The sequence below is a fragment of the Stenotrophomonas oahuensis genome (assembly GCF_031834595.1).
Classification (GTDB): domain Bacteria; phylum Pseudomonadota; class Gammaproteobacteria; order Xanthomonadales; family Xanthomonadaceae; genus Stenotrophomonas; species Stenotrophomonas oahuensis.
The window spans coordinates 2,881,785-2,903,507 of record NZ_CP115541.1; the positions used below are offsets into that span (position 1 = coordinate 2,881,785).

General features: G+C 66.4%; 15 protein-coding genes. 10 read left to right on the plus strand and 5 right to left on the minus strand.

The window, feature by feature from the left end; translation table 11 throughout:
- Nucleotides 1-23: 23 nt before the first annotated feature.
- Together PDM29_RS12885 and PDM29_RS12890 are read right to left on the minus strand one after the other, a co-directional pair.
- A complete protein-coding gene (locus PDM29_RS12885; protein ID WP_311190511.1) occupies nucleotides 24-593 on the minus strand; it encodes a TetR/AcrR family transcriptional regulator in 570 nt (189 codons plus the stop codon).
- 111 nt (nucleotides 594-704) lie between these two features.
- On the minus strand, nucleotides 705-2,246 hold the full coding sequence (locus PDM29_RS12890; protein WP_311190512.1) for an arylsulfatase: 1,542 nt from the start codon (nucleotides 2,244-2,246) through the stop codon (nucleotides 705-707).
- Between the two features lie 177 nt (nucleotides 2,247-2,423).
- Between PDM29_RS12890 and PDM29_RS12895 the strand changes: the two genes are divergently transcribed.
- The 3 genes from PDM29_RS12895 (at nucleotide 2,424) to PDM29_RS12905 (ending at nucleotide 4,685) form a co-directional block, all read left to right on the plus strand.
- Nucleotides 2,424-2,879: a DUF1801 domain-containing protein gene (locus PDM29_RS12895; RefSeq protein WP_311190513.1), complete on the plus strand. Its 456-nt coding sequence runs from the start codon at nucleotides 2,424-2,426 to the stop codon at nucleotides 2,877-2,879.
- Nucleotides 2,880-2,955: 76 nt separating this feature from the next.
- Nucleotides 2,956-3,318, plus strand: coding sequence for a DUF1801 domain-containing protein (locus PDM29_RS12900; RefSeq protein WP_311190514.1), 363 nt, complete (start codon nucleotides 2,956-2,958; stop codon nucleotides 3,316-3,318).
- Nucleotides 3,319-3,542: 224 nt separating this feature from the next.
- Entirely contained in the window at nucleotides 3,543-4,685 is a 1,143-nt protein-coding gene (locus PDM29_RS12905) for a metallophosphoesterase (protein ID WP_311190515.1), read from the plus strand.
- 2 nt (nucleotides 4,686-4,687) lie between these two features.
- Here PDM29_RS12905 and PDM29_RS12910 read toward each other — a convergent pair whose 3' ends face one another.
- From PDM29_RS12910 to PDM29_RS12920, 3 genes are read right to left on the minus strand one after another with little or no spacing between them, the layout of a single operon-like run.
- A complete protein-coding gene (locus PDM29_RS12910) occupies nucleotides 4,688-6,121 on the minus strand; it encodes a DUF2867 domain-containing protein (RefSeq protein WP_311190516.1) in 1,434 nt (477 codons plus the stop codon).
- Nucleotides 6,122-6,131: 10 nt separating this feature from the next.
- Nucleotides 6,132-6,455, minus strand: a complete 324-nt coding sequence (locus PDM29_RS12915) for an ArsR/SmtB family transcription factor (protein ID WP_311190517.1) — start codon at nucleotides 6,453-6,455, stop codon at nucleotides 6,132-6,134.
- A gap of 29 nt (nucleotides 6,456-6,484) precedes the next feature.
- Complete coding sequence (locus PDM29_RS12920; RefSeq protein WP_311190518.1) at nucleotides 6,485-12,994, minus strand: hypothetical protein; 6,510 nt, start codon at nucleotides 12,992-12,994, stop codon at nucleotides 6,485-6,487.
- Nucleotides 12,995-13,190: 196 nt separating this feature from the next.
- Between PDM29_RS12920 and PDM29_RS12925 the strand changes: the two genes are divergently transcribed.
- The 7 genes from PDM29_RS12925 to PDM29_RS12955 all read left to right on the plus strand — a co-directional run bounded on the left by PDM29_RS12925 (nucleotide 13,191) and on the right by PDM29_RS12955 (nucleotide 21,682).
- The gene (locus tag PDM29_RS12925) at nucleotides 13,191-13,715 is read left to right on the plus strand and encodes an RNA polymerase sigma factor (protein ID WP_311193780.1); all 525 of its coding nucleotides are present in this window, start codon (nucleotides 13,191-13,193) and stop codon (nucleotides 13,713-13,715) included.
- Complete coding sequence (locus tag PDM29_RS12930) at nucleotides 13,712-14,755, plus strand: FecR family protein (RefSeq protein ID WP_311190519.1); 1,044 nt, start codon at nucleotides 13,712-13,714, stop codon at nucleotides 14,753-14,755. The genes PDM29_RS12925 and PDM29_RS12930 overlap by 4 nt, the downstream gene beginning before the upstream one ends.
- Nucleotides 14,756-14,868: 113 nt before the next feature.
- Entirely contained in the window at nucleotides 14,869-17,937 is a 3,069-nt protein-coding gene (locus PDM29_RS12935) for a TonB-dependent receptor (protein ID WP_311190520.1), read from the plus strand.
- A 76-nt stretch (nucleotides 17,938-18,013) separates the two neighbouring features.
- Complete coding sequence (locus tag PDM29_RS12940) at nucleotides 18,014-19,387, plus strand: CehA/McbA family metallohydrolase domain-containing protein (protein WP_311190521.1); 1,374 nt, start codon at nucleotides 18,014-18,016, stop codon at nucleotides 19,385-19,387.
- Nucleotides 19,388-19,447: 60 nt separating this feature from the next.
- Nucleotides 19,448-19,894: a hypothetical protein gene (locus PDM29_RS12945; protein WP_311190522.1), complete on the plus strand. Its 447-nt coding sequence runs from the start codon at nucleotides 19,448-19,450 to the stop codon at nucleotides 19,892-19,894.
- An 88-nt stretch (nucleotides 19,895-19,982) separates the two neighbouring features.
- Complete coding sequence (locus tag PDM29_RS12950) at nucleotides 19,983-20,417, plus strand: pyridoxamine 5'-phosphate oxidase family protein (protein WP_311190523.1); 435 nt, start codon at nucleotides 19,983-19,985, stop codon at nucleotides 20,415-20,417.
- A 23-nt stretch (nucleotides 20,418-20,440) separates the two neighbouring features.
- Nucleotides 20,441-21,682 (plus strand): MFS transporter, encoded by a 1,242-nt coding sequence (locus PDM29_RS12955; RefSeq protein WP_311193781.1) that lies wholly within the window; start codon nucleotides 20,441-20,443, stop codon nucleotides 21,680-21,682.
- The last annotated feature ends 41 nt before the right edge of the window (nucleotides 21,683-21,723 follow it).

Here is a 21,723-nt window from a genome sequence, read left to right on the forward strand (position 1 = left end):
CTCATTTATTGACGTAAATAAAGTCATCGCTGGATGCCTTTCCAGAACAGGTCGAAACCCGCCTGCTGCAGTGCTTGGCGCTGATCAGGCTGGGCGGTGATGGCATCCAGCGTGGTGTCCAACAGGTTGACCAGTACCCGCCCGAGGTAGAACGGCAGCCGGTCCGGGTCGATATGCGCAGCCAACTTGGCCTGCAGCGCCTGCAGCATGCCGCCGAACAAGCCTTCGCAGTGCAGGCGGGTGCTGTCGCTGATGCGGTCGGAGACCTTCAGCTGGCGCAGCGCCTTGGCGTCATCCGGGTACTGCAGACCCCAGCGCACCAGCGCATCCCACACGTGCTGAAGCTGGTCCTGCGCGCTGGCCTCGACCGGGAATGCATCCCCGATGTTGGCCGCCAGCCGCATCTCCAGGCGTACGAACAGGGCGTTGAGCAGCACGTCCTTGTTCTCGAAATAGGTGAACACGGTGCCTTCGGCCACCTTGGCTGCCTTGGCGATCTGCGCAGTCGACGCGGCCACGCCCTGCGCCGCCACCAGGCGGCCGGCGGCGGTCAGGATCGCATCGCGTTTTTCGTCGCTGAGGGGGCGGGCCATGCCGGATCATTGAATGAGTAGTTGCTCATTTATAGGCCCGGTGCCGGTCCGGCGCAAGGGGCCGGGCCGGAAAGCCCGGGCTGCGGTTCAGCCAGCCCGGGGCGCTGCGCCTCAGTTGGTACGCAGGGTTTCCAGTTCCTTCAGCCGCTTGAGGGCGTCCTGCTGTTGCAGCAGGCTGTAGTTGATGCCACTGGGGTTGAGCGAGCTGCCAGCCTGGTAGGGATAGTCGGTGAAGTCGGAGAAGAACGCCTTGATCTGCGCCTGGATGGGGACCAGCAGCCACATCTGCTGGGCCAGGAAGCCGGTGGCTCCACCGCCTTCCTCCATGCCGCGCTCGTACGGATCCATGCGCAGGTTGGAGATGGTGGCCCACGAGGTCACCTTGCGCGAGGCGGTAGCAATGTTGCCGTGGCTGGCCACTGCGAAGCTGACCTTCCAGTCCGCATAGCGCACCGCATTGAGGTTGCCGCCCTGGTCGAAGTAATACAGCGCCTGGCGCGGGCCGGCATCGACCTTGCCCTTGAAATACGGTCCAAAGTCGTAGCCGTCCAGATGCACCTTGAAGGTCTTCTTGCCAACTTTGTAACCCTTCTTCATCTTGCCGACCACGTCCTCCACGCCGGCGGCACCGCACAAGGTCGGGAACCAGTCGATCAACGAGATGATGTCGTTGTAGGCCGTACCCGGTTCAACCACGCCCGGCCAGCGCACCATCATCGGAATCCGCATGCCGCCTTCCCAGGTAGTGCCTTTCTCGCCACGGAACGGGGTCATGGCTCCATCCGGCCACAAGGCGATCTCCGCACCGTTGTCGGTGGTGTAGACCACGATGGTGTTGTCGGCGATGCCCAGCTCGTCCAGCTGGTCGAGCAGCTGCCCGACGTGGCCGTCATGTTCGACCATGCCATCGGCGTGCAGTCCCTTGCCGGTCACCCCGTCAGACTCCGGCTTGAGGTGGGTGAACACATGCATGCGGGTGGTGTTGAACCAGACGAAGAAGGGTTTGTCGTCCTCCACCGCGTCACTGATGAACGTCTGCGCTGCCTCCAGGAACTCCTCGTCCACGGTCGGCATGCGTTCCTTGTTGAGTGGCCCGGTGTCCTGGATCTTGCCGCCGGCTTTGGAGTGGATCACCCCGCGCGGCCCGAACTTATTCTTGAACGCCGGATCCTTCGGATAGAAGTAGCCTTCGGGTTCCTCTTCGGCATTCAGGTGATACAGATTGCCGAAGAACTCATCGAAGCCGTGATTGGTCGGCAGATGCTGGTCCTGGTCGCCCAAGTGGTTCTTGCCGAACTGACCGGTGGCATAGCCTTCTGCGCCGAGCACGTCGGCAATCGTCGGCATCCAGTCGGCAATGCCATGCGGGTCGCCAGGCATGCCGATGGTGAGCAGGCCGGTGCGGAAGGGTTCCTGGCCCAGAATGAACGAGGCGCGGCCGGCGGTGCAGCTTTGCTGCCCGTAGGAATCGGTGAACAGGGCTCCCTCATTGGCGATGCGGTCGATGTTCGGGGTCTGGTAGCCCATCAGCCCACGCGTGTAGGCGCTGATCTGCGGAATGCCGATGTCGTCGCCGAAGATCACCAGGATGTTGGGGCGGGAGGTCTTTGCCGGCTTGGCGGGCTTGGCCGTTCTGGCCGCTTTGGTTGCCATCAGGATCTACCTTCGTCGCGGGGTGAGTGCTGCCATGCTGGCGGCCCGGTAGCGGCGGCGCATCGGTAAACACCGGTGTTTTTCCCAGTATTTTTTCGGTGTCGGGACGGGGGCACCGAGTTGTGTTCGGCGGCCGGGCGGTCTATAACGCCAACGGACTTCCATGGCGGAAAAGACATGGCAACGAGCGGCACCCGCAAGGCCTCGCGTTCATCAAGTTCTGCACCTGTCGCCGGCAAGGTACGCCTGCTGGCGGGCGACAACCCGCAGATTGCCAAGGGGGAGGGCGACGGTCCTGTCCAGGCGTATCTGGATGCGATCCCCGGCTGGAAACAGGCGCGCGCCCGGCAACTGGATGCGCTGATTACCGCCAATGTGCCGAAGGTAAGCAAGGCGGTGAAGTGGAACTCACCGTGGTACGGCGTGGAGGGGCAGGGCTGGTTCCTGTCGTTTCACTGCATCAGCAAGTACTTGAAGGTGGCGTTCTTCAAAGGTACGTCGCTGGATCCTGTGCCGCCGGTGGAATCCAAGCAGCAGGAAGTGCGCTACCTGCACGTATTCGAGGATGAACCGCTGGACGAGGCGCAGTTCGTAGCCTGGGTGAAGCAGGCCAGCAAACTACCCGGCGCGTAGAGCCACGCCCTGCGTGGCTTCGACTCCGTTTGGCAGCGCGATGACACGCATGGCGTGTCACTACGAGGAGCAGCTGATGAGCACACGAATCACCGAGATCACCAACAAGATCGAAAGTCTGGACGACTGGCGCGGCACCACCCTGGCCCACGTGCGTGATCTCATCCACACCGCCGTCCCCGACGTGCTGGAAGAGGTCAAATGGCGCGGCGTACCTGTGTGGTCGCACGGCGGCATTCTGTGCACCGGCGAGTCGTACAAGAAGGCCGTGAAGCTGACCTTCGCCCAGGGGGCATCGCTGCCGGATCCCAAGGGCCTGTTCAACGCCAGCCTCGACGGCAATACCCGTCGCGCCATTGACCTGCACGAGGGCGACACGCTGGATGCCACGGCCTTCAAGGCCTTGATTCGGGCGGCGGTGAAGCACAACCAGAAATGATTGGCCGTTCGGGCACCGCGTTGACACGCATGGCGTGTCACTACAGGTCGCCCAACCAACCAACCCAACCCGGGCGACCCAGGGTCGTAGTGACACGCCATGCGTGTCAAAGCCATGATCCTGTGCACGCAAACACGCCCAAGGTAGCGCCGACCGCCAGATTCCGCTAAACATGCACGCTGGCCCATTCATCGGCCATCCTCCCCCCGTATCTGGAATTGCCTGTGCTGAGTGTTGTTGGTTTGCTGCTTGCGTTGTACGTGGTGTGGTGTGTCATCTGGCCCCTGAAGCTGTCCCTGTCGCTGCGCGGCCCGTTAGGGCTGCTGGTCATCGCCCTGGCCCTGCACCACCGTATCGTGGCCCGTTTTGCCGGCACCATGGCCTCGCCGGAAATTCCCAAAGCCGCCATTGCCGTGCTGGCCACCGGCTTCACCGCGCTGCTGCTGCTTGCACTGGTGCTGATCGTGCTGGACGTCGCCTTGCTGGCGGCCCGCCTGCTGCGGGCCCCGCGTGCGATGAGTGCGCTGCGCCGACCCTGGCTGCGACCGTCAGTGGGACTGGCCGCCCTGCTGCTGTCGGCCTACGGCATCAGCCAGGGCATGGCGGTGCCTAAAGTGCGCCACGTCGATGTCGCCATTGAGGATCTGCCCACTGCGTTTGAGGGTTATCGCGTGCTGCAGCTCACCGACATCCATGCCAGCCGCCTGCTCACAGGCGAGTGGGTGGCCAAGGTGGTCGCTGAAAGCAATGCGCAGCAGCCCGACCTGGTGGTGATCACCGGTGACCTGGTGGATGGAAGTGTGGCCGCACGTGCCAATGACGTGCGACCGCTGGGTGTGCTCAAGGCTCCCGACGGCGTCATCGCCATCACCGGCAACCATGAGTACTACGGCCAGTACGCGCAGTGGATGCCGGCGTTCCGCAAGCTGGGTATGCAGGTGCTTGAGAACAGCCACACCGTGATCCGTCGCGACGGTGCGCAGCTGACCATCGCCGGCGTCACCGACCCGGTCGCCGCACGCTATGGGTTGCCCATGCCCGACCTGGACAAGGCACTGGCCGGTGCCGATCCGACCGCACCGGTGATCCTGCTCGACCACCGCCCGAACCAGGCGCGTGCCAATGCCGCCAAGGGTGTCGCGCTGCAGCTGTCCGGGCATACCCATGGCGGGCATATCGTGGGCATGGACCAGCTGGTGAAGCGTGCAAACGGCGGCTTCGTGTCCGGCGGCTACGCGGTGGACGGCATGACCCTGTATGTGAGCAACGGGGCCGGGTTGTGGCCCGGCTTTGCAGCGCGCATCGGTGTGCCGTCGGAGATCACCGTGTTCACCCTGCGGCGACGGGTAGCCCCCGAAGGCGAATGACGTTACCGAACGCCCACAATCCCGCGTAGAGCCACGCCCTGCGTGGCTGCACCGGACACCCCGGTCAGTTCCGGTGCCAGCGCATGCGCCACGGCCATGCGCAGCAGGGCCGGGCTGATATAGCGGCGGTGGGTGCGGTCGATCATTGCCATGTAGAAGCGCCCGAACGCATTGTGCGTACGCACCCGCGTACCCAGCGAAACCCGCACCTGACCATCGTCCAGCCGCTCCACCCGCACGCACGAACGGAACCGCAGGTGGCGGTCATCCGCGCCCAGCAGCACTTCCGCACTGCGATCTTCGCTGTCCACCTGCTGGCCCAGCACCGGGAAACGGCCGGCGAACACCTGGCTGCGGTCTTCGGAAAGCAGCGACGACACCGGGCATCCCAGTGGCGAGGTGCGCAACCGCAGCGGGGCGACCAGCACGTTGCGCACGGCCATCAGCTGGCCCACGCCGGCGGGCGGATTGAGCATGAAGCCGTCCAGCACCGTTTCCAGCGTACGGCGCGCCGAGCGGCCGGGCAGCGCATGGGCGGGCAAGGTCAGTGATACGTAATCCTGGTGGTGCCAGCCCTCGGGCAACTGCGGCTGCAGCAGCGAATCCTGCGGTGCGCCGCGGTGGTGGGTGACCGGGTGGCGCTGCGGCGGGCGACTGACATAACCGCGGATCGGGCGTAGCCCATGCAGCGCGGTACGCAGGCGGCCGATCGGGTCGCGGGTCGCAGCGCACAGCCGGCCGGCCCAGGAACGCGCCGGCGCATGTAATGACAGGCTCACGCTGGGCACGCTGTGCGGGTCGGTCTGCGCCAGCAGCGCCTGCAGGTGCGGCGGCAGCGTGTCGGTCAGGCTGGGAATGTCGGCATTGTCGGCCTCCACCCGCGCGCGCTGCGCCTCGCTGAGCGGGCCGGTGTGATCGTTGGCATGGCACGACAAGGCGAACAGGGCCGGATGCGGTGCGCGCTTTGAGACGAACTGATGCCAGGTGCCGCTGCCGAAGCGCACCGTGAACAGGCAGTCCGGCGGCACATCGATGAAGCGCAGGGCATGCAGGAACGCGGCGGGGTCAGCTTCCAGCTGCGCATCCGACGCAGTGGAAAAGCGCAGCTGCGCGCCGCCGCTGCCGGATACGGCGGTGAACATGCGCGGACCGGCGTGGCGGTGGAACGGATGGCCCTGCGGCCCCACCGCGAACGAGTACAGCGAGGATGGATCCTGCTGCGCCATATGCATGCCGCCCAGCCGCGCCGATGGCTCGTCGAGGGCGTCGATGAAACTCGGATGCGCGGATTGGCGCACGCCCGCGTCGCGGACCAGCTGGTCGCCGGCTCCGATCCCCAGCTGGGTGATCAGGGTGACTTCGACCGGGCTGCCACCGCCCTGGGAGGGCAGGCTGATGCCGGGGAATGAACGGTCCATGCGGGTCACTCCGGGCATGCTGGCCTCCTCAGCCTTCGGCAGGGGTCTTGCGGGAACGGGCGCGGGCGCGGCTTTCGCGCTGCAGGGGGCCGCCCACCGGGCACACTTCCGCGGCCCAGCTGAACAGCGTGTTGGTCAGGCGCTCGGGCACCTGGCGGAAATAGACGAACTGGCCGCGCTTCTCGCGCTCGATCAGCCCGGCTTCCTCGAGGATGCGCAGGTGGCTGGACAGCGCCGGCTTGCTGAAATCGAAGCGTTCGCCCAGCTCGCCCGCGCTCAGTTCGCCTCCGCTGAGGTAGGCCAGGATCTGGCGGCGGGCACTGGAGGCAAGGGCTTCGAAGATACGGTCCACGGCTGTCTGTTAACTAATTCGTTAATTAACTATGATCCGGTCCGCGCCCCGCTGTCAAGTGCCGCGCCGGCCGCCTGCACCTCCCGCTCGACCACCTCGAAGTGCGCCCCCGGAAAGCGCGCGCGCAGGCTGCCGACCGAGATATGGCACGACGCGCAGATCCGCCGCGAGGAGAACAGCCGCAGCGAGGTCACCCGGGACGGGTCCAGCGTGCCTTCGGTGATGGTGCGCTCGATCCGGTAGTAGAGGTTGCGCTCGGCGTCCAGGTGGCGGGCATTGCGCTCGTGGAACAGCTGCCCATCCAGATCGTCGACATGCAGCGAATGATTCGGCACCACACGGCTCACATCGCCCTGGGCGATGGAGGTCACGCTGGGTTGCGCATCGATGTAGCGCGCATGTGGTGTGGTCACGGTCCTGCCGTCGACCTGCCAGCCGGCCGGTGCATGCCTGCGCTCGAGATTCGACAACGGCAGCAGGCTGCGGCCTTTGCGTTGCCCCGACGTGGCATGGAACAGCAGCGGCACAGGATCGTCTTTCAATGTCACCTCCGCGATGGCCAGCGTCTTGGCCGCCCCACGTCGCGGCGTAAGAAAACGCGCTTCCAGCGTGTCATCCAACGTAGTGAACACGGCCGCCGGTACCGTGCCCGGCGGATTCAGCAGATCGCGCAGCGCGTCGTCTATCCAGGTGTCGTCCGCACGGGGGGCGCGCCAGTGCGCCGGCCCGATCTGCTCACGCAGCGTCTGCACGTAACGGCAATTGGATTGTGCGCACGACATCACCGCCTGCGCCGGCAGGTTGTGGAAGGTGTAAGGGCTATTGGCGCGGACCTCCTGCAGCAGGCGTCCCAGATCATCCAGCTGTTCCAGTTGCTGCTGCAGCTGGCTGCCGAACCGGTCGACCAGCGCCGCACCGCTGAGCTGGCATTGCTGGCTGTAGTGGAATGCCCCCCACCAGGCGGTCTTGACCGCATCGTTCTGTGCCGGCGCGAAGCCCTGCTGTTCCAGTGGCCAGAACTCCAGCGCCATTCCCGCGCTGGGTTCCGCATCGGCGAGCAATGCGGCCAGATAGAAGCGACCGGGCGCGACCCGGGTGATGAGCACACGGCTGCCGTCGCCCGCGCGCCCGACCACCGCGCCCTGGGTCATGCGCAGCAGGTGATTCGGATACGGATTGTGCAGTTCAATCCGCAACAGCTGTGATTCGCCGCCAAGAATGGTCGCGCGGATGCGTGCGCGCAGGGCTGGCGCAGTGCGGCTGCTGTCGCGTGCAAACCGATAGGCGGAGCCGCTGACGGTCTGCAGCCAGTACTCGCCATCCACGATGAAGCGGCGTCCGGCATCGGTGATCGGTTCATCCGAAGCGATCTGCATGCCGGCAAACCAGGTCACCTCGCCGGGTGTGTCGTAGGTCGGCGAGGGCGAGAAATCAAACAACGTGATCGCCTCGCCGTTACAGCGACCGACATTCACCTGGCGGCGCACCCGGGTGCAGCGGCCGGCAAGGTCCATCCACGTGGGAGCCTCGCCTTCAAGCAGGCCCCGGTCCAGCACAAACGTTGAGTGGATGGCCTCGGCCATCTGTGCGCTGTGCGCGAACCGGGATTCCAGCGCCGGCACGTGCTCCAGCAACCACAGCGCGCTGCGACGCCCCAGTTGCACCACGCCGTGTCCCAGGTCATGCAGCAGCCGCAGCCCGCTCTGGGCCGCGAGGTCTTCGCCCAGGTGCAGCAGCGCCGCACCTGCGTCCTGCAGCAGCGCACGCACGCTCAGCTCACCGGCGCGTGCCACCAGTTCGGTGGAACTGCGCAGAAAGCGCGCAACACCGGACTCCGGCAGCAGCAGAGAAAGGGCGTCCAGCGTGCAGTCGATGACAGCGGCCTTGGTGTCATCGGTCGCCAGGTCACGGGCGCAGCCGTAAAAGGGCACAGCGAACCGGGCCAGTGCATCGGCTACCTCGGCTTCCAGCTGGTCCAGCCGTTCTTCTCCGGTGAGGCGGGACAGCTCGGTATCGCGGGTTCGGGTGAAGAAGTCGCCGTACATCAGGTCTGCCATCGCATGCAGCAAGCCGCTGTCGATATCGCTGTTGTTCGCGCTGTGGCAATGAGAGCCTCCGATGATGCACGACGGGACATCCAGAAACCTCAGCTGATCCGGAGCGATCCGGTCAGGCGCGGCACCCGAGACGAAACCGTCGTGTGGATACAGCACGCCCCTTTGCCACTGTCCGTCGATGCGCCGGTCACCGCGTTGCAGGCGTACTGCGTATCCCGCTGCGGGGATGACGGCGAGAAAGACCGGTGCCACGTCGGTGCCGTCGGTGCCATTCCGCACGCAGCGCAGCAGCACACCGTGGGAGACACCCGGAACCAGTAACGGTGTCACCGTGGCACGTTCAAGATGTTGCCGGTCAACGGTGGGCAGACCGTCCATCGATCGCGCCAGCAGCACGGCCAATGCGTCTGTCATCTGCTGTTGATAGAGCGCGTAGCGTTGGTCGAACAGTTGCGCGATGGAGGGCTGCCCGGCCAACTCCACCGCGCCGCCGACCAGCAGTGCCTGCAGTGAATCCGCTACCAGCGATTCCCTCATCGAGCGCAGCGCCGCACCAAAGACCAGCGAGATGCCGTCAAGGCCGCTATCCCGGGTCGTACGGCGGATCACGCCGCCTGCGTTCAGCACCGCATCGGGAATCTGAGCAAGCGTCTGGTTCCAGTAGCGTTGCGGGATGCCGGCGTCGCGCAACTGGCGGGCGGCCAGCGGTCGTCGCTGCGGTGCCGGCTGCAGCAACTGCGTGGCGGCAGCCGCCACGGCGGCCTGTCGCTCGCGCAGGAACTCCAGCGCATCGCGCGTCTGCGCCGCGGTTGCCCCCGATGGGCCGTTCGGCAGATGTACGCGCTGATGTGCCGCGGCATACAGCAGCGCCGGACGCGCCTGCGCCTGCAGCAGCGCTGCGCCGTGATCCTCGTCGGAACTGACGTGGGCAGACAATGGGCCCGGAAGCTCGGCCAGCGACGCGACGCCCAACGCCGCTGCAGAATCGGGTACAGCTGCCTCGCATAACGCTGTGGCCTGCAGAAAGGACACGCTGCGCAGCGAACGGCCGTAGTCCAGATCGTCCGGCAGATCCGGCACCGCCCATTCGGGGCGACCGGCGTGCCGAACCAGCAGCCACCAGAGCACTGCGCGTGCCAGCGCAGACGGCACGGGCGGTAGATGCTGGTGCAACTGCTCACGCGTGGTCTGCATGAGCTGATCGCGCGCACGTTCATCGTCCAGGCCTGTCACCATGCGGGACATCGCGTTCTGGCCGATGCCATGGTCGAGCATCCAGCGCGCCACTGCCTGCTGCGCAGTGGCCGCGCCGCTGCTGTTACCCTGCAACCGCTGGGCGACGTGCTGGAATCCATGGGTGCTGGCGAGCAGCTCCCACGTCTGCCCTGGGAGAAGCGCGGGGTCGATCTGCTCCAGCAGTTCTATCCCGGCGTCGCGCAGTACTGCGGTCAGTGCCAGCGCGGGTACCGTAGCGTTGGCCGGTGAAGCGGGCAGCGGGAACTCCAACGCGAAGGAAGCAGGTGTCTCCCAGGGCCCGGAATCGGCCAACAGCACTGCCGCATGCGACAGGCAGGTCTGTGCCGTCAGCAGCGGATACCCCAGCCGCAGGGCAACCGCCAGCGACAGCACCGGCGACGGGGCCTGGCGCGCCTGCTCCTGCAGCGTCTCCAGCGTATCGGGTGCAGCATCGCCTAGAGGGTGCTGCACCGCGCGGCGGAGCAGGGCCAGCGCCAGCGGGGCGGGGAGTCCATCACCGTTGAAGAGGAACCGGGTGCCTGCGACCGCCGGGCCAAGCACGTCGGCCATACGCTGTTGCCCTGCTGTGCTTTCCAGCCATGCCGCAAGCCGTTGCGGGGCCTGCTGCCACAACCGCCAACGCGCGGCCCCCTCGGCCCGGATATCCACGGCCGCTTCCAGCAGCGCCTGCAGTCCCGGCCGATCGTCGCGTTCGAACAGGGCGGCCGCCTGGGCCGGCGACAGCCGCGTGATCCACTCGCCACGCAGCACTCCTGGCGCGGTCCGCAGGCCGAGCTCCCGTTGCCATGCCAGCAGCGGCGGCGTACGGGCGCTCGCCGGCAACGGCGCCTCGGCCAGGCGCATGAAGAACAGCCGGTTCACCACGGTGTCGACCCGCGCGTGGGGCAGCCCCAGCACGCGTGCGATCAGGGCCTGTGTGGCGTTGCTGGCGTACAACTGCCCGAGGGTGATCTCGAGATCATCCAGATCAGGAAAACCGGCGTGCGGCAGTACGTGCTGCAGCACCGCCGCCAATGCGGTGTTGTTTCCGGGAAGGGTTGCAAGGACGGAATCGGCCAGGGCCGTGGCATTGCGCTGTCGCATCTGCTGGTGCAGGCGGACCATGCCCAGGAACTGCTGCAGGCTGCGGCGTGCACGCGCGTGTAGCCCAGGGGCCGCGCACGGGCCTTCCAGCCGCTCGACGGCGCGGTGCAACGGCAGCATCAGGCCGCGCAGCTGCACACGCAGATTCAGGCTGTCGTCGCTGGCATCGATAAGCGCACGCCGTTGCATGAACTGCGATACCTGGCGCGCGAGACGGTGCCAGGCCACCTGTAGACAGGCAGCGGTATCCAGCACTGCAGTCTCCTGCGCGAACTGCGAACAGCGCTGCTGCCAATGGCTCGCGTTGACAGTGGGCAGTGCGTGCGGGTCGTAGTCCGACTGGATCATCTCGAGCACGGGATTGGCCAGACTGAACACCACGCCCGCCAAGGCCAGGGTCGGGCGATCTGCCGCCGGGGCAGGGTGAGCGAACCAGCCGCTGCTGCGGAACTGCGGGCTGCCATACGGCCACGCCAGCGCATCGTCGGGGCGGAAGTCCGGATCCCATGCGTCCGCAATGGCCTGCGCGCAGGTCAGCGGGGGCGCGTCGGTAGTGGTGGGGGGCGTTGCCAACCATCGGGCGGTGTCTCCGATACTGACACTGGCCCGTACCGAATCACTCGATACAACGGAACGGAAGTAGCTGTCCGCGCTGCTCATCCAACGTGCCGCCTGACGCAGCTCCGGGTCGCCGGGCGTGCGCGGCTGGATGCGCGCGTACACGCGACTCAGCGCAAGCGTCAGCAGATAGATGCGGGTCGTGGCGCTGGCACGGTCCACCAACCGGCGTGCAAGCAGGGGCAGCTCAACGTCCTGCAGCGCTGCGGCCAGATGTGCATCGCCGCGCTCGAACAGCGCGCTGACGGCAACATCCGGGTCCCGTCGCTCGCTCGCCGTGACCCCCGCCTTGCTCAGCAGCGCATGTACGGCGGCGTTGAAGTCCGATGCACTGCGTCCGCAGACCCCGAGCCAACGCGCGCTGACCACGGACGTGAAGCGTGAGGCGACAGTGGTGCGGGCTTCCTCCGGGCGCAGCCCGCTGCTGCGGTCGGCAACGAAGGGCGGACTGGCCGGGACGGCAGCGACGCCGCCGCCGATGGGAAGGCCGATGCCACGGGCGAGGGGGCCCTCGCGGGTAAGCGCGCCCGCGCGACTTCCCGTGGGCAGGGGCCAGGGCGCAGCGCTGGCATCGGCGGGCGTCGCCGTGGCCGTGCTGACGAATGAAGCAAGCGCGCGCGTCGCGGGCCGGCGGGTGGCGGCAGGTACACCCTGCAACGTGACGGCCGGCAGCACGAGCAGGCCGCTCAATAACAGAGCACGCCGTGGCGAAGGTGACGCAATCAACGGCGGGCCAGGCGAGTGGTCGTAGCGCGCCTGTTCGGCCACCCGCAGCAGATGACGGACCACGGGATGTGCATCCGTGCGAGTGCAGACAAGCGAACGAAGGTGGGTCTGTTCCAGCACGGCCTCCAATCCGCGACTGCCATGCCGATGTGCACGCACGACGTCCAGCGCCACCAGCGGCTCCCACAGGCCGGGCTCCTGTCGATTCAGTCGCCGTGCCCGTGCCAGGCAGTCGTGGAGCATCGTATCGGTCAGCGGCAGCCCCCAGGTGTCGCGCCATAGCCGCTGCAGGTCCGCATACGCGTCACGTCGGTGTACCGGTTCGCACTCGACGCGAGTCGCCCGGAGCGATGGCCAAGTCAGCTGCCCCTGCACCGGCAACCCGGTCAGACGCTGACGCCAGCAGGACGGCGGCAGCGACCAGGGCCGCAGCAGGGTGAGGTAGAGCCCGTGCAGAAGCAGTCCGGGGCGCTGCTGCAGATGCGCGCGCAAGCGGGCACGCTCGCCGACGTAGGCGGTCTCCCAGACCTCGCGGGGATCGCGCAGTGCCTGCAGCACCAGTGTGCTCCATTCGGCGGGCACCGGTTCGGTGCGCTGCAGCTGGTCCAGCAGGGGTGCCGCCAGGCATCGCGCCAGGTCGGTGCCGCCAAACCCACCCGTAATGAGCCCCAGCACCAGCGTCTGGTCTATGCGGGCGGTGGCCAGTGCGTCCTCCAGTTGCGGCCACACGGAGGCCGGTACGCCGAGGCGGGGCACGTGCAGGCCCGACGCATGGTTGTGCAGGTGCTGCAACTGCATCGCCGACGCTTCGGCCATACGAAAGGGACGGCTATGTGGTCCGGTGGCGAGCGGCGGGGACGGGATGACAGACCGGAGTGGCAGCATGGTCGCCACACTGCCTGCGCAGGCGAGGACGGTCGAGAGCCGGAACCGTCACCGTCCCGTCATCTACATGACCTACCGTGCTGCACACTTCAGGGGCGAGGCGACACAGGTGGCCGAACAGGCAAGACGGCGCCTGGCACGCATGTTCGAAGATCACGCGCCGGTGCTGCGCGGCTTCTTCGTGCGCCGTGGCGCGCGCCAGGACGCGGAAGACCTGGTGCAGGAGACCTACCTGCGCCTGCTGCGTGCGCATGAGGGCGCAGGCGAACCCATTGCCAATCCCGAGGCGTACCTGTTCACCGTCGCGCAGAACCTGGTGCGCGAGCAGGCCGCCCGGCGGCGCTGGTCGACCCTGCCCATCGACGAGATCGAACAACTGGGCCAAGGACTGGCCAGCGGGGAATGCGTGGAAGACGCCGCCGAACGCGAACAGCGCCGCCAGCACCTGCAGACGTTGCTGGCCAGCCTGCCCGAGCACACTCGCGCGGTGTTGGTGATGCAGTACCGCGATGGGCTGAGCTACAAGCAGATTGCCGAGCGCCTGGGCGTCTCGCCGCATATGGTCAAGAAGCATGTGGTGCGGGGCCTGTCGGTGTGCCGCCGGGCGATGGCCGAGCCGGTGGCACTGCGATGAGCGAGCCTACCGAGCATCCGTCGGCGCTGACCCAGACTGCTGCGCACTGGCATGCGCTGCAGCGGCAGGGCACGGTGAGTGCCGCTCAGCAGCGCGCCTTCATGCAGTGGCTGGTGGCTTCACCCGAGCACCTGCGCGAGTACATGGCGATCAGCGAGGTGGCGGGCGCGCTGGGCGACGCGCTGCGTGACATGCCGATCGATCTGGACGCGTTGGTCGCTGCGCCCGCCGCACCGGAGAACACGCACAACGTGGTGCAGCTCTCCCCGCGCCGAACCGCCGCCACAACCGTGCCAGTAAGGCAGCGTCGCTGGCTGCCGCGCGTTGCCGTGGCCGCCAGCATCGTGCTGGCGCTGGGGTGGGGAACCACGTTGGCGCTGCCGCGCACCGACCACTTCGTGGCTGAGCACGGCGCGCCGCGCCAGATCACGCTTCAGGATGGCACCGTGCTGCACCTGGATGCGGAAAGCGAGGTGTCCGTGCGGATCACGCTGTTGGCGCGCCGGGTAGAGCTTGAGCGTGGGCAGGCCAGTTTCGTGGTCGCGCCGGACCGCCGGCCCTTCGCGGTGCATGCGGCGGGTCTGCAGGTGACCGACATCGGCACCACGTTCGATGTCTCGCTGTTGCGCGAACAGGCGCGTATCGGGGTCAGCGAGGGGCGCGTGCACGTGCGTGGCGATGGAGGGCGAGGCCGAATGCTGGCAGACCTGGGCGTGGGCCAGGCCGCGCAGGTGGACTATCGCGACCAGCGCGTACAGATCAGCAATGAAGATGCGGCCAGCATGACCGCCTGGTGGCACGGGCGCGCGGTGTTCCGCGACGAGCCCCTGCGCGATGTCGCCGACCGCTTCAATCGCCGTAATGCCGTGCGCCTGCATGTCAGCGACGAAGCCGGTGCGCTGCGCCTCACCGGCAATCTGCGCGTGGATGACCTGGCCTCGTTGCGTGCGTTTCTGGATCAGCAGCCGGCATTGATCACCGAGCGCCAGGTCGATGGCATCCACGTGCGCGTGCGTGCCCGCAGCGCGGCGGCGCTGTAAGAAAAAATTCATTGAAAAAGCGGTGCCCGATCCGCGCGCTGCGCACTCGTAGTTGGGGAAAGCAGGAACAACCCCGTTCCGCGACCACCGCCATTCCCTCACTGGATCCCACGATGCGCCGCACACTGTTCCTTTCCATTGCACTTGCCCTGCAGGTCACTGCCACGGCTGCCGCCGCCGAACCTGCCCGCGTGGCCAGCGAGGCCATTGCCTCGCAGCCCCTGGACGCCGCGCTCAACGCGCTGTCGCGCCAGACCGGCCTGCAGTTCGTCTACAACGCACAGAGCGCGGGCAATCCGCGCACTCCGGGCGTGCCGGCCGGCCTCAGCGCCGACGCGGCGCTGAGCCGTCTGCTGGCCGGCACCGGCCTGCGCTACCGTTACCTCAACGCCACCACCGTGACCATCGAGGCGCAGGACAGCGCATCGCCGGCACCGACCTCCAGCGCGTTGGCACCTGCCGGCATTGCGGTGACGGCGAACGCGCCGCAGCCGGCAGACGTTGCTGCACCGTCCGGTGGAGCAGGGGCGCAGAATCTGGAAACCATCCAGGTCACTGGCAGCTACAGCCGCAGCCTGGAGCAGGCCGTGGACATCAAGCGCGCCACCGTGGGGTTCTCTGACTCGATCGTCGCCACCGACGTGGCCGACTTCCCGGAGCAGAACCTGGCCGAAGCACTGCAGCGCGTCCCCGGCGTGACCATCGAACGCAGCAAGGGTCTGGGCACCAAGGTCAACGTGCGTGGCCTTCCCTCCGAATACACCCATGTGTCGATCAACGACCTGGCCACGGCCTCGGGCAGCGGCGGTCGTGATGTGGAATTTGACATGTTCGCCTCGGAAATCATCCAGCAGGTGACCGTGCAGAAGTCCCCGACCGCAGCAGACGAGGAGGGCGGCATCGCCGGCTCGGTGAAGATTTCCACCGCGCGCCCGTTCGATTACAGCGAGCGCAAGCTGGTGTTCTCCGCCGAAGGTGCGCACAACAGCATCTCCGAGGAAGTCGATCCGCGCTTTGCGTTTCTCGCCGCCGATACCTGGGGCGACTGGGGCGCGCTGGTGTCGTACTCGCAGTCCAAGCGCACCAACCGCACTGACTCTACCTCGGGCATAAATTTTCGTCCGTCCTCGCGCTTCCTGACCGCGTCGGGCACCCGCGGCACCCAGGCCCAGTCCGTGCTGCTGCGCGATGCCGGGGTCAACATCACCAACCGCAACGATTCGGACCAGACCAACCGCGTGGTGTTCCAGGACAAGGTCGGTGACCGCGTGTATCTGAACGAGCAGGACAAATGGGGTGCCACCGGCTCGCTGCAGTACAAGCCCAGCAGCACCTTCAGCCTGACCTTTGATGCCATGGTCGGTGGCTACGACAGCACCGAGGACGAGTACGACGCCGCCGCTTACTCGGCGTCCAGCCGCAGCACCTTCGACACCATCCACGAGTACGATGCCGACACGCTGTCCCAGTACGGCATGTTGGTGCTGCGTGATGTGTCCTACACCGCCACCCAGCACGAAATGCTGAGCAAGGAACGCATCAACAAGACTGACTACGGCCAGTACAGCATGGCCTTGGACTGGAAGGGCGACAGCTGGTACGTCGACGCGCTGGTGGGCTATTCGGGCGCAGAGAAGACCTCGGACTACTCGAACCTCAAGCACGTGGCCTATGCGCCGTCGCGTACGCGCTGGACCGGCGACAGCGGCGAGACGATTCCCAGCAGTGCTCCGGGCAGCATCGACATGTACAACGCGTCGGACAAGTATCTGTTTGAAGCCTATGAAACCACGCTGGAGAAGGTGAAGGACGACAAGTACGCCGCCCAGGTCAACGTGACCCGTCTGCTGGACCTGGCCTTCCTGCCGGCGCTGCACACGGTGAAGTTCGGTGCGCGCTACACCGACCGCTCCAAGGAGCGCCAGTATGGCGAGGCCAAGATCACCGGTCCGACCGCCGGCAGTGCCGCCTGGGTGAACACCCGCACCCTGGCCGACAGCCCGTTGCAGTCGATCAGCGACATCGTTCCGGGCGGCAGCTATTCGCACAAGCGCCTGGACTGGGAGCAGGTCTCCAATGAGTACGCACGCGGTGCGTTCCGTTACGACGGCTTCTACACCCCGTTCGACCCCGGCCAGTTCTACCAGGTTGATGAGAAGGTGATGAGCTTCTACGCCATGACCGACTTCGCCTTCGACATCGGCAGCGTGCCATTCACCATCAACGCCGGTGCCCGCTACGTGGACACCAAGGTCGACTCGTTCGGCTTCCACCCGATCCAGCGTCCGGACGGCAGCACCGGCTACACCGACACGCCGGTCTCCAAGGATGGCAGCTACGATGACCTGCTGCCCAGCTTCAACATGACCGCCGAACTGTCGCCCGGCCTGTTGCTGCGTGCTGCCGCCTCGAAGGTGATGATGCGCCCGGCACTGACCGACGTGGCTTACAAGCGTACCGCCAGCTGGAGCTCGTACCGCTTCACCGACGGCAACCCGGAGCTGAAGCCGACCTACGCCAAGCAGTGGGAAGTGGGCGTGGAAAAGTACCTGGACAACGGCGCGCTGTTCGCAGCCAGCTATTTCCGCAAGAACATCGACGGCGTGGTGATCAACTCGCTGACCGGCATGGTCGAGGACGTGGCCGTGTACAACGCCAATGGCAGCCTCAACGGCATCTACGACTTCGACGTGTACCAGCCGGTCAATGCCAAGGGCTCCTATGAAGTCGACGGTATCGAGCTGGTCGCGCAGATGCCGCTGGGCATGTTCACGCCCTGGCTGGAAGGCTTCGGCATCAATGCCAACTACACCATGCTGGACAGCTCGCTGGCCGGCGAATCCGACCTGGGCATCAAGACCCCGATGCCGGGCCTGTCGGAGAAGACCTGGAACTTCACCGCGTACTACGAGAACGAGCGCTTCGACGCCCGCGTCTCGTACAACCACAAGGACGAGTACGTCGAGTCGATCGGCTACAACCTGTACCCGATCTACCGCGACGCCTATGGCCAGATGGATGTTTCCATCGGCTACCGCATCACCGACAACATCAAGATCAGCCTGAAGGGCATCAACCTCACCAACGAGATCACCAGCGGCTACACCATGGATCCGTCGTTCCCGACCATGTACGAAGCGTCGGGTCGCCGTATCAGCCTGGGCCTGCGCGCCGACTTCTGATCCACCGTTCCAGTGTGGGTGGCGCGCGGATCGGAGAGGGTCCGCGCGTCGCCTGCACGCTTTATGAGGTATGCCGATGAAGACGCTTCTTGCGATGGCAATGCTGGCCACTTCCGCGCCGGCGCTGGCCACCACCCCCGATTCCGATGCCGGTCGCCAGTGGCTGGCCGGCGACCACCACGTTCACAGCGAATGGAGCGTGGAGTGGGACCGCAGCACCACGCCACCAACCCCGATTCGCGGCGGCGACTCCTCCTACAGCCGCAGCCGCAATGCGGCCCAGGCCAAGGCCTTCGGCCTGCGCTGGATGGTTCATACCGATCACGGTGGCCCCGGTCATTCCGTGGTGACCCGCGACCACGCCTACCCGGCACTGCTGCAGGCCCGGGTCGATGTGCCCGACGTGATCCAGTTCAACGGCATGGAATTCGACGTGCCGGCCGGCGAGCATGCCTCGCTGATCATCGCTCCGGGTCCGGACGAGCGTGACCAGCTGGTCACCGCCGAGCGTGACTACAGCCGCAGCGAACCGCTGCAGGGCAGCCGCGATACGCAGCAGGAGATGCTGGCCGCGCTGGGCTATCTGGATGGGCTGCAGCCGCAGCCTCTGATGCTGATCAACCATCCCTCACGTACCGCCACCGGCGTGGGTGTCTGGGGCAAGGTCACCCCGGAAGAGCTGCGCAGCTGGCATGCCGCTGCCCCGCAGGTGCTGGTCGGCATGGAAGGAGCCCCCGGCCACCAGGGCATCCGCAGCGAGCGCGGCCTGTATCGGAACAAGGCGGCACCGACCTTTGGCGGCTTCGACCAGATGACCGCGCAGGTCGGCGGCATCTGGGACCAGATGCTGGCCGACGGTCTGCGCTTCTGGATCACCGCCAGCTCGGACTCGCACGTCAACGTGCGCGATGGCGGCCGCGATTACGACCCGGGCGAGTACAGCAAGACCTACGCCTGGGCCCGGCCGGAGGCCGATGACATCCTGGACAGCCTGCGCCATGGCCGCACGTTCGCGGTGACCGGTGACCTGGTCGACCGGGTGGAGCTGTCGGTCGGCGAGGGTACCCGTTCGGCTACGCTCGGCGAGACCCTGCCGGTGTCGGCCGATGGCACGCTGCAGGTAAAACTGCGCGTGCGCCAGCCGAACGTCCCCAATGCGAATGGTGACCGACCGGCGCTGAAGCTGATCGAGCTGGTGGTGGGGGGCAAGGGTGCTGACGGCGCGTTGAAGATGCAGTCGCGCCACTTTGCCGCCAGCGACTGGCAGCGTGACGGCGACTGGATCAGCGTCACGTGGACGCTGCCGGTACCGGCCAATGGCGGCTTCGTGCGTGCCCGTGGTAACAGCACCGGCGAGCGTGTGGCGCTGGCCGACCTGCCCGGTGAAGATCCGTGGCAGGACCTGTGGTTCCACTCAAATCCGGTGTTCGTGGAGGTCGCCACGCGTTGACCTTGGCCGTGGGAGTGGTAGGTTTGCCAGCACGACCACTTCCGCTGACAAGGAACGCACATGAAGTACCTGTTGAGTCTGCTGGCCCTGATGTGGGTGACGACGGCGTCTGCGACATCCGTTGCGCCCATGACGCTGGAGCAGATCGTCGCGCAGTCCGACGCGGCGGTGATAGCCAAGATCGAGGCGGTCGACATGGTGGACGGTCAGGGGCGCCAGGTGACCGACCCGGCGGCCCGCACCGGCCCGGGCAGCGACAATCAGATTCGTCTGCATCTGGTGTTGGACGAGGCGGTGTTCACGCGCACCGGCCCAGTGCCGGTGCGCATTACCGTGCCACTCTGGCAGATGTGGCATTACGACCTCGGCCAGATCCAGCGCCAGGTCGGGCAGAAGTCCATCTTTCTGCTCAAGGGGCAGAAATACACGTTTGAGCCTGCCTACTACAACGATTTCCAGCGCCCGCGGAGTGAAGGCAGGAAGATCCGCAAGCTGGTCGGGCTTTGACAATGTGAATGCAGGGGCAGGGGCTCTGCACGGCGCGGTCACGTGATCGCGCCGAGGCTGTGGTCATCCGATCCGTTATGGAAGGCACATGACCACGCTGACCCTGCCAGAACTGGCGAAGAAGATGGCCCACATCGACTTCTGCCTGCTGCATACGCACGCTGACGAGCGCGAGATCGCCGCGCGTCCGATGAGTAACAACGGCGACGTCGAGTACGACGGTGACAGCTGGTTCTTCACGCTGGAAAGCGCGGACATGGTCGGCGAGATCATGCGCGAGCCGAAAGTGGCGCTGTCGTTTACCGGCAGCAAGTCCCTGCTGGGCAAGCCGCCGCTGTTCGTGACAGTGCAGGGCCGGGGCATGGTGATCCGCAGCACAACGCTGATGGAGGAGCACTGGGTGAGCGATCTGAAGCGCTGGTTCGAGCAGGGCGTCGATACGCCGGGGCTGGTGCTGATCCGGGTCAGCGCGGTGCGCATCCATTATTGGGACGGTGAAGACGAGGGTGAGATCCTGCGTTGAGCGCAGCCCCGCACACGCGTTCGATGGTCATCGCCGGGTTGTCCACGGTGGTGGAGTGGTACGACTTCACGCTGTATCTGTACCTGGCGACGGTGTTGTCGCGGGTGTTCTTCGGTGGCGGTGAGGAAGCGCTGCTGGTCACCCTGGCCGGGTTTGCGGTGTCCTACCTGATGCGCCCGCTTGGCGCGCTGTGCTTCGGCAGCCTCGGTGACCGTATCGGCCGGCGCTGGATGCTGCTGGCATCCATGATCCTGATGACGGCGGCGATGTTGGCCACCGCGTTGTTGCCGACGTTTGCCAGCATCGGTGTGAGCGCCGGCGTGTTGTTGTTGCTGCTGCGCTGTGTGATGGCGTTTTCGGTCGGTGGCGAATACACGGGCGTGGTGGCCTATCTGCTGGAAAGTGTTCCGCCCCGCCGGCGTGGTCTGGTGACCTCGCTGGCGTCCGCAGCCAGCGAAATTGGCGCGTTGTTGGCCGTCGGTGTCTCCGCACTGACCGTGGCATTGCTCAGCGATGCACAGCTGGCGGCATGGGGCTGGCGGATTCCCTTCTTCGTCGGCGCGGCCTTGGCCGGCGTGATTCTGGTGGCGCGCTCCACCCTGCATGAGTCACCGGAGTTCATCCGCCAACGCGAGGTCGGCACGGTGCCGAAGACACCCATCCGGGATACCTGGCGGCATCATCGCGGTGCGGTGGTACGCACCTTCGCGGTGTCCGCGCTCGGCTCGATCACCTACTACGTGGGTATCACCTACGTGCCTGCTTTCCTGGGTTCGATGAGCGAGGTCAGCGAGGCGACCGCCTTATGGCTGTCCACCGTGGCGGCGGTGGCGGTGATTGTCGTCACCCCGTTGTTCGGGGCCCTGTCAGACTGGATAGGGCGGCGGCCGCTCCTGATCGCGCTCGCCGTGTTGTCAGCATTGCTGCCGTTGGGCTTGTTCGCGCTGATGGGCGAGGGCGGCGTGGTGGAGATTGCCGTGGGGGCTGTGGTGCTGGCCGCGCTGGCCGGTGGCGTGAGCGCGGTCGCTGCGCCGGCCACGGCCGAGCAGTTCCCCGGCGAGGGGCGATTGAGCGGGCTGGCGCTGGGGGTCACCGTGGCCACCGCGTTCTTTGGTGGGGCGACGCCCTTGCTGGCTGAACTGCTGGTGCGCCAGACCGGCTGGGCCGGGGCACCTGGCGCGATGATCGCGCTGGTCGCGGTGGTGGTACTGCCGGCGTTGTGGACGCTGCGCGAAACCCGACCGACGCGCGACACCTCCGCGTAGGGACACGCCATGCGTGTCCTCGGGGTATCTGGCCGTGCGAT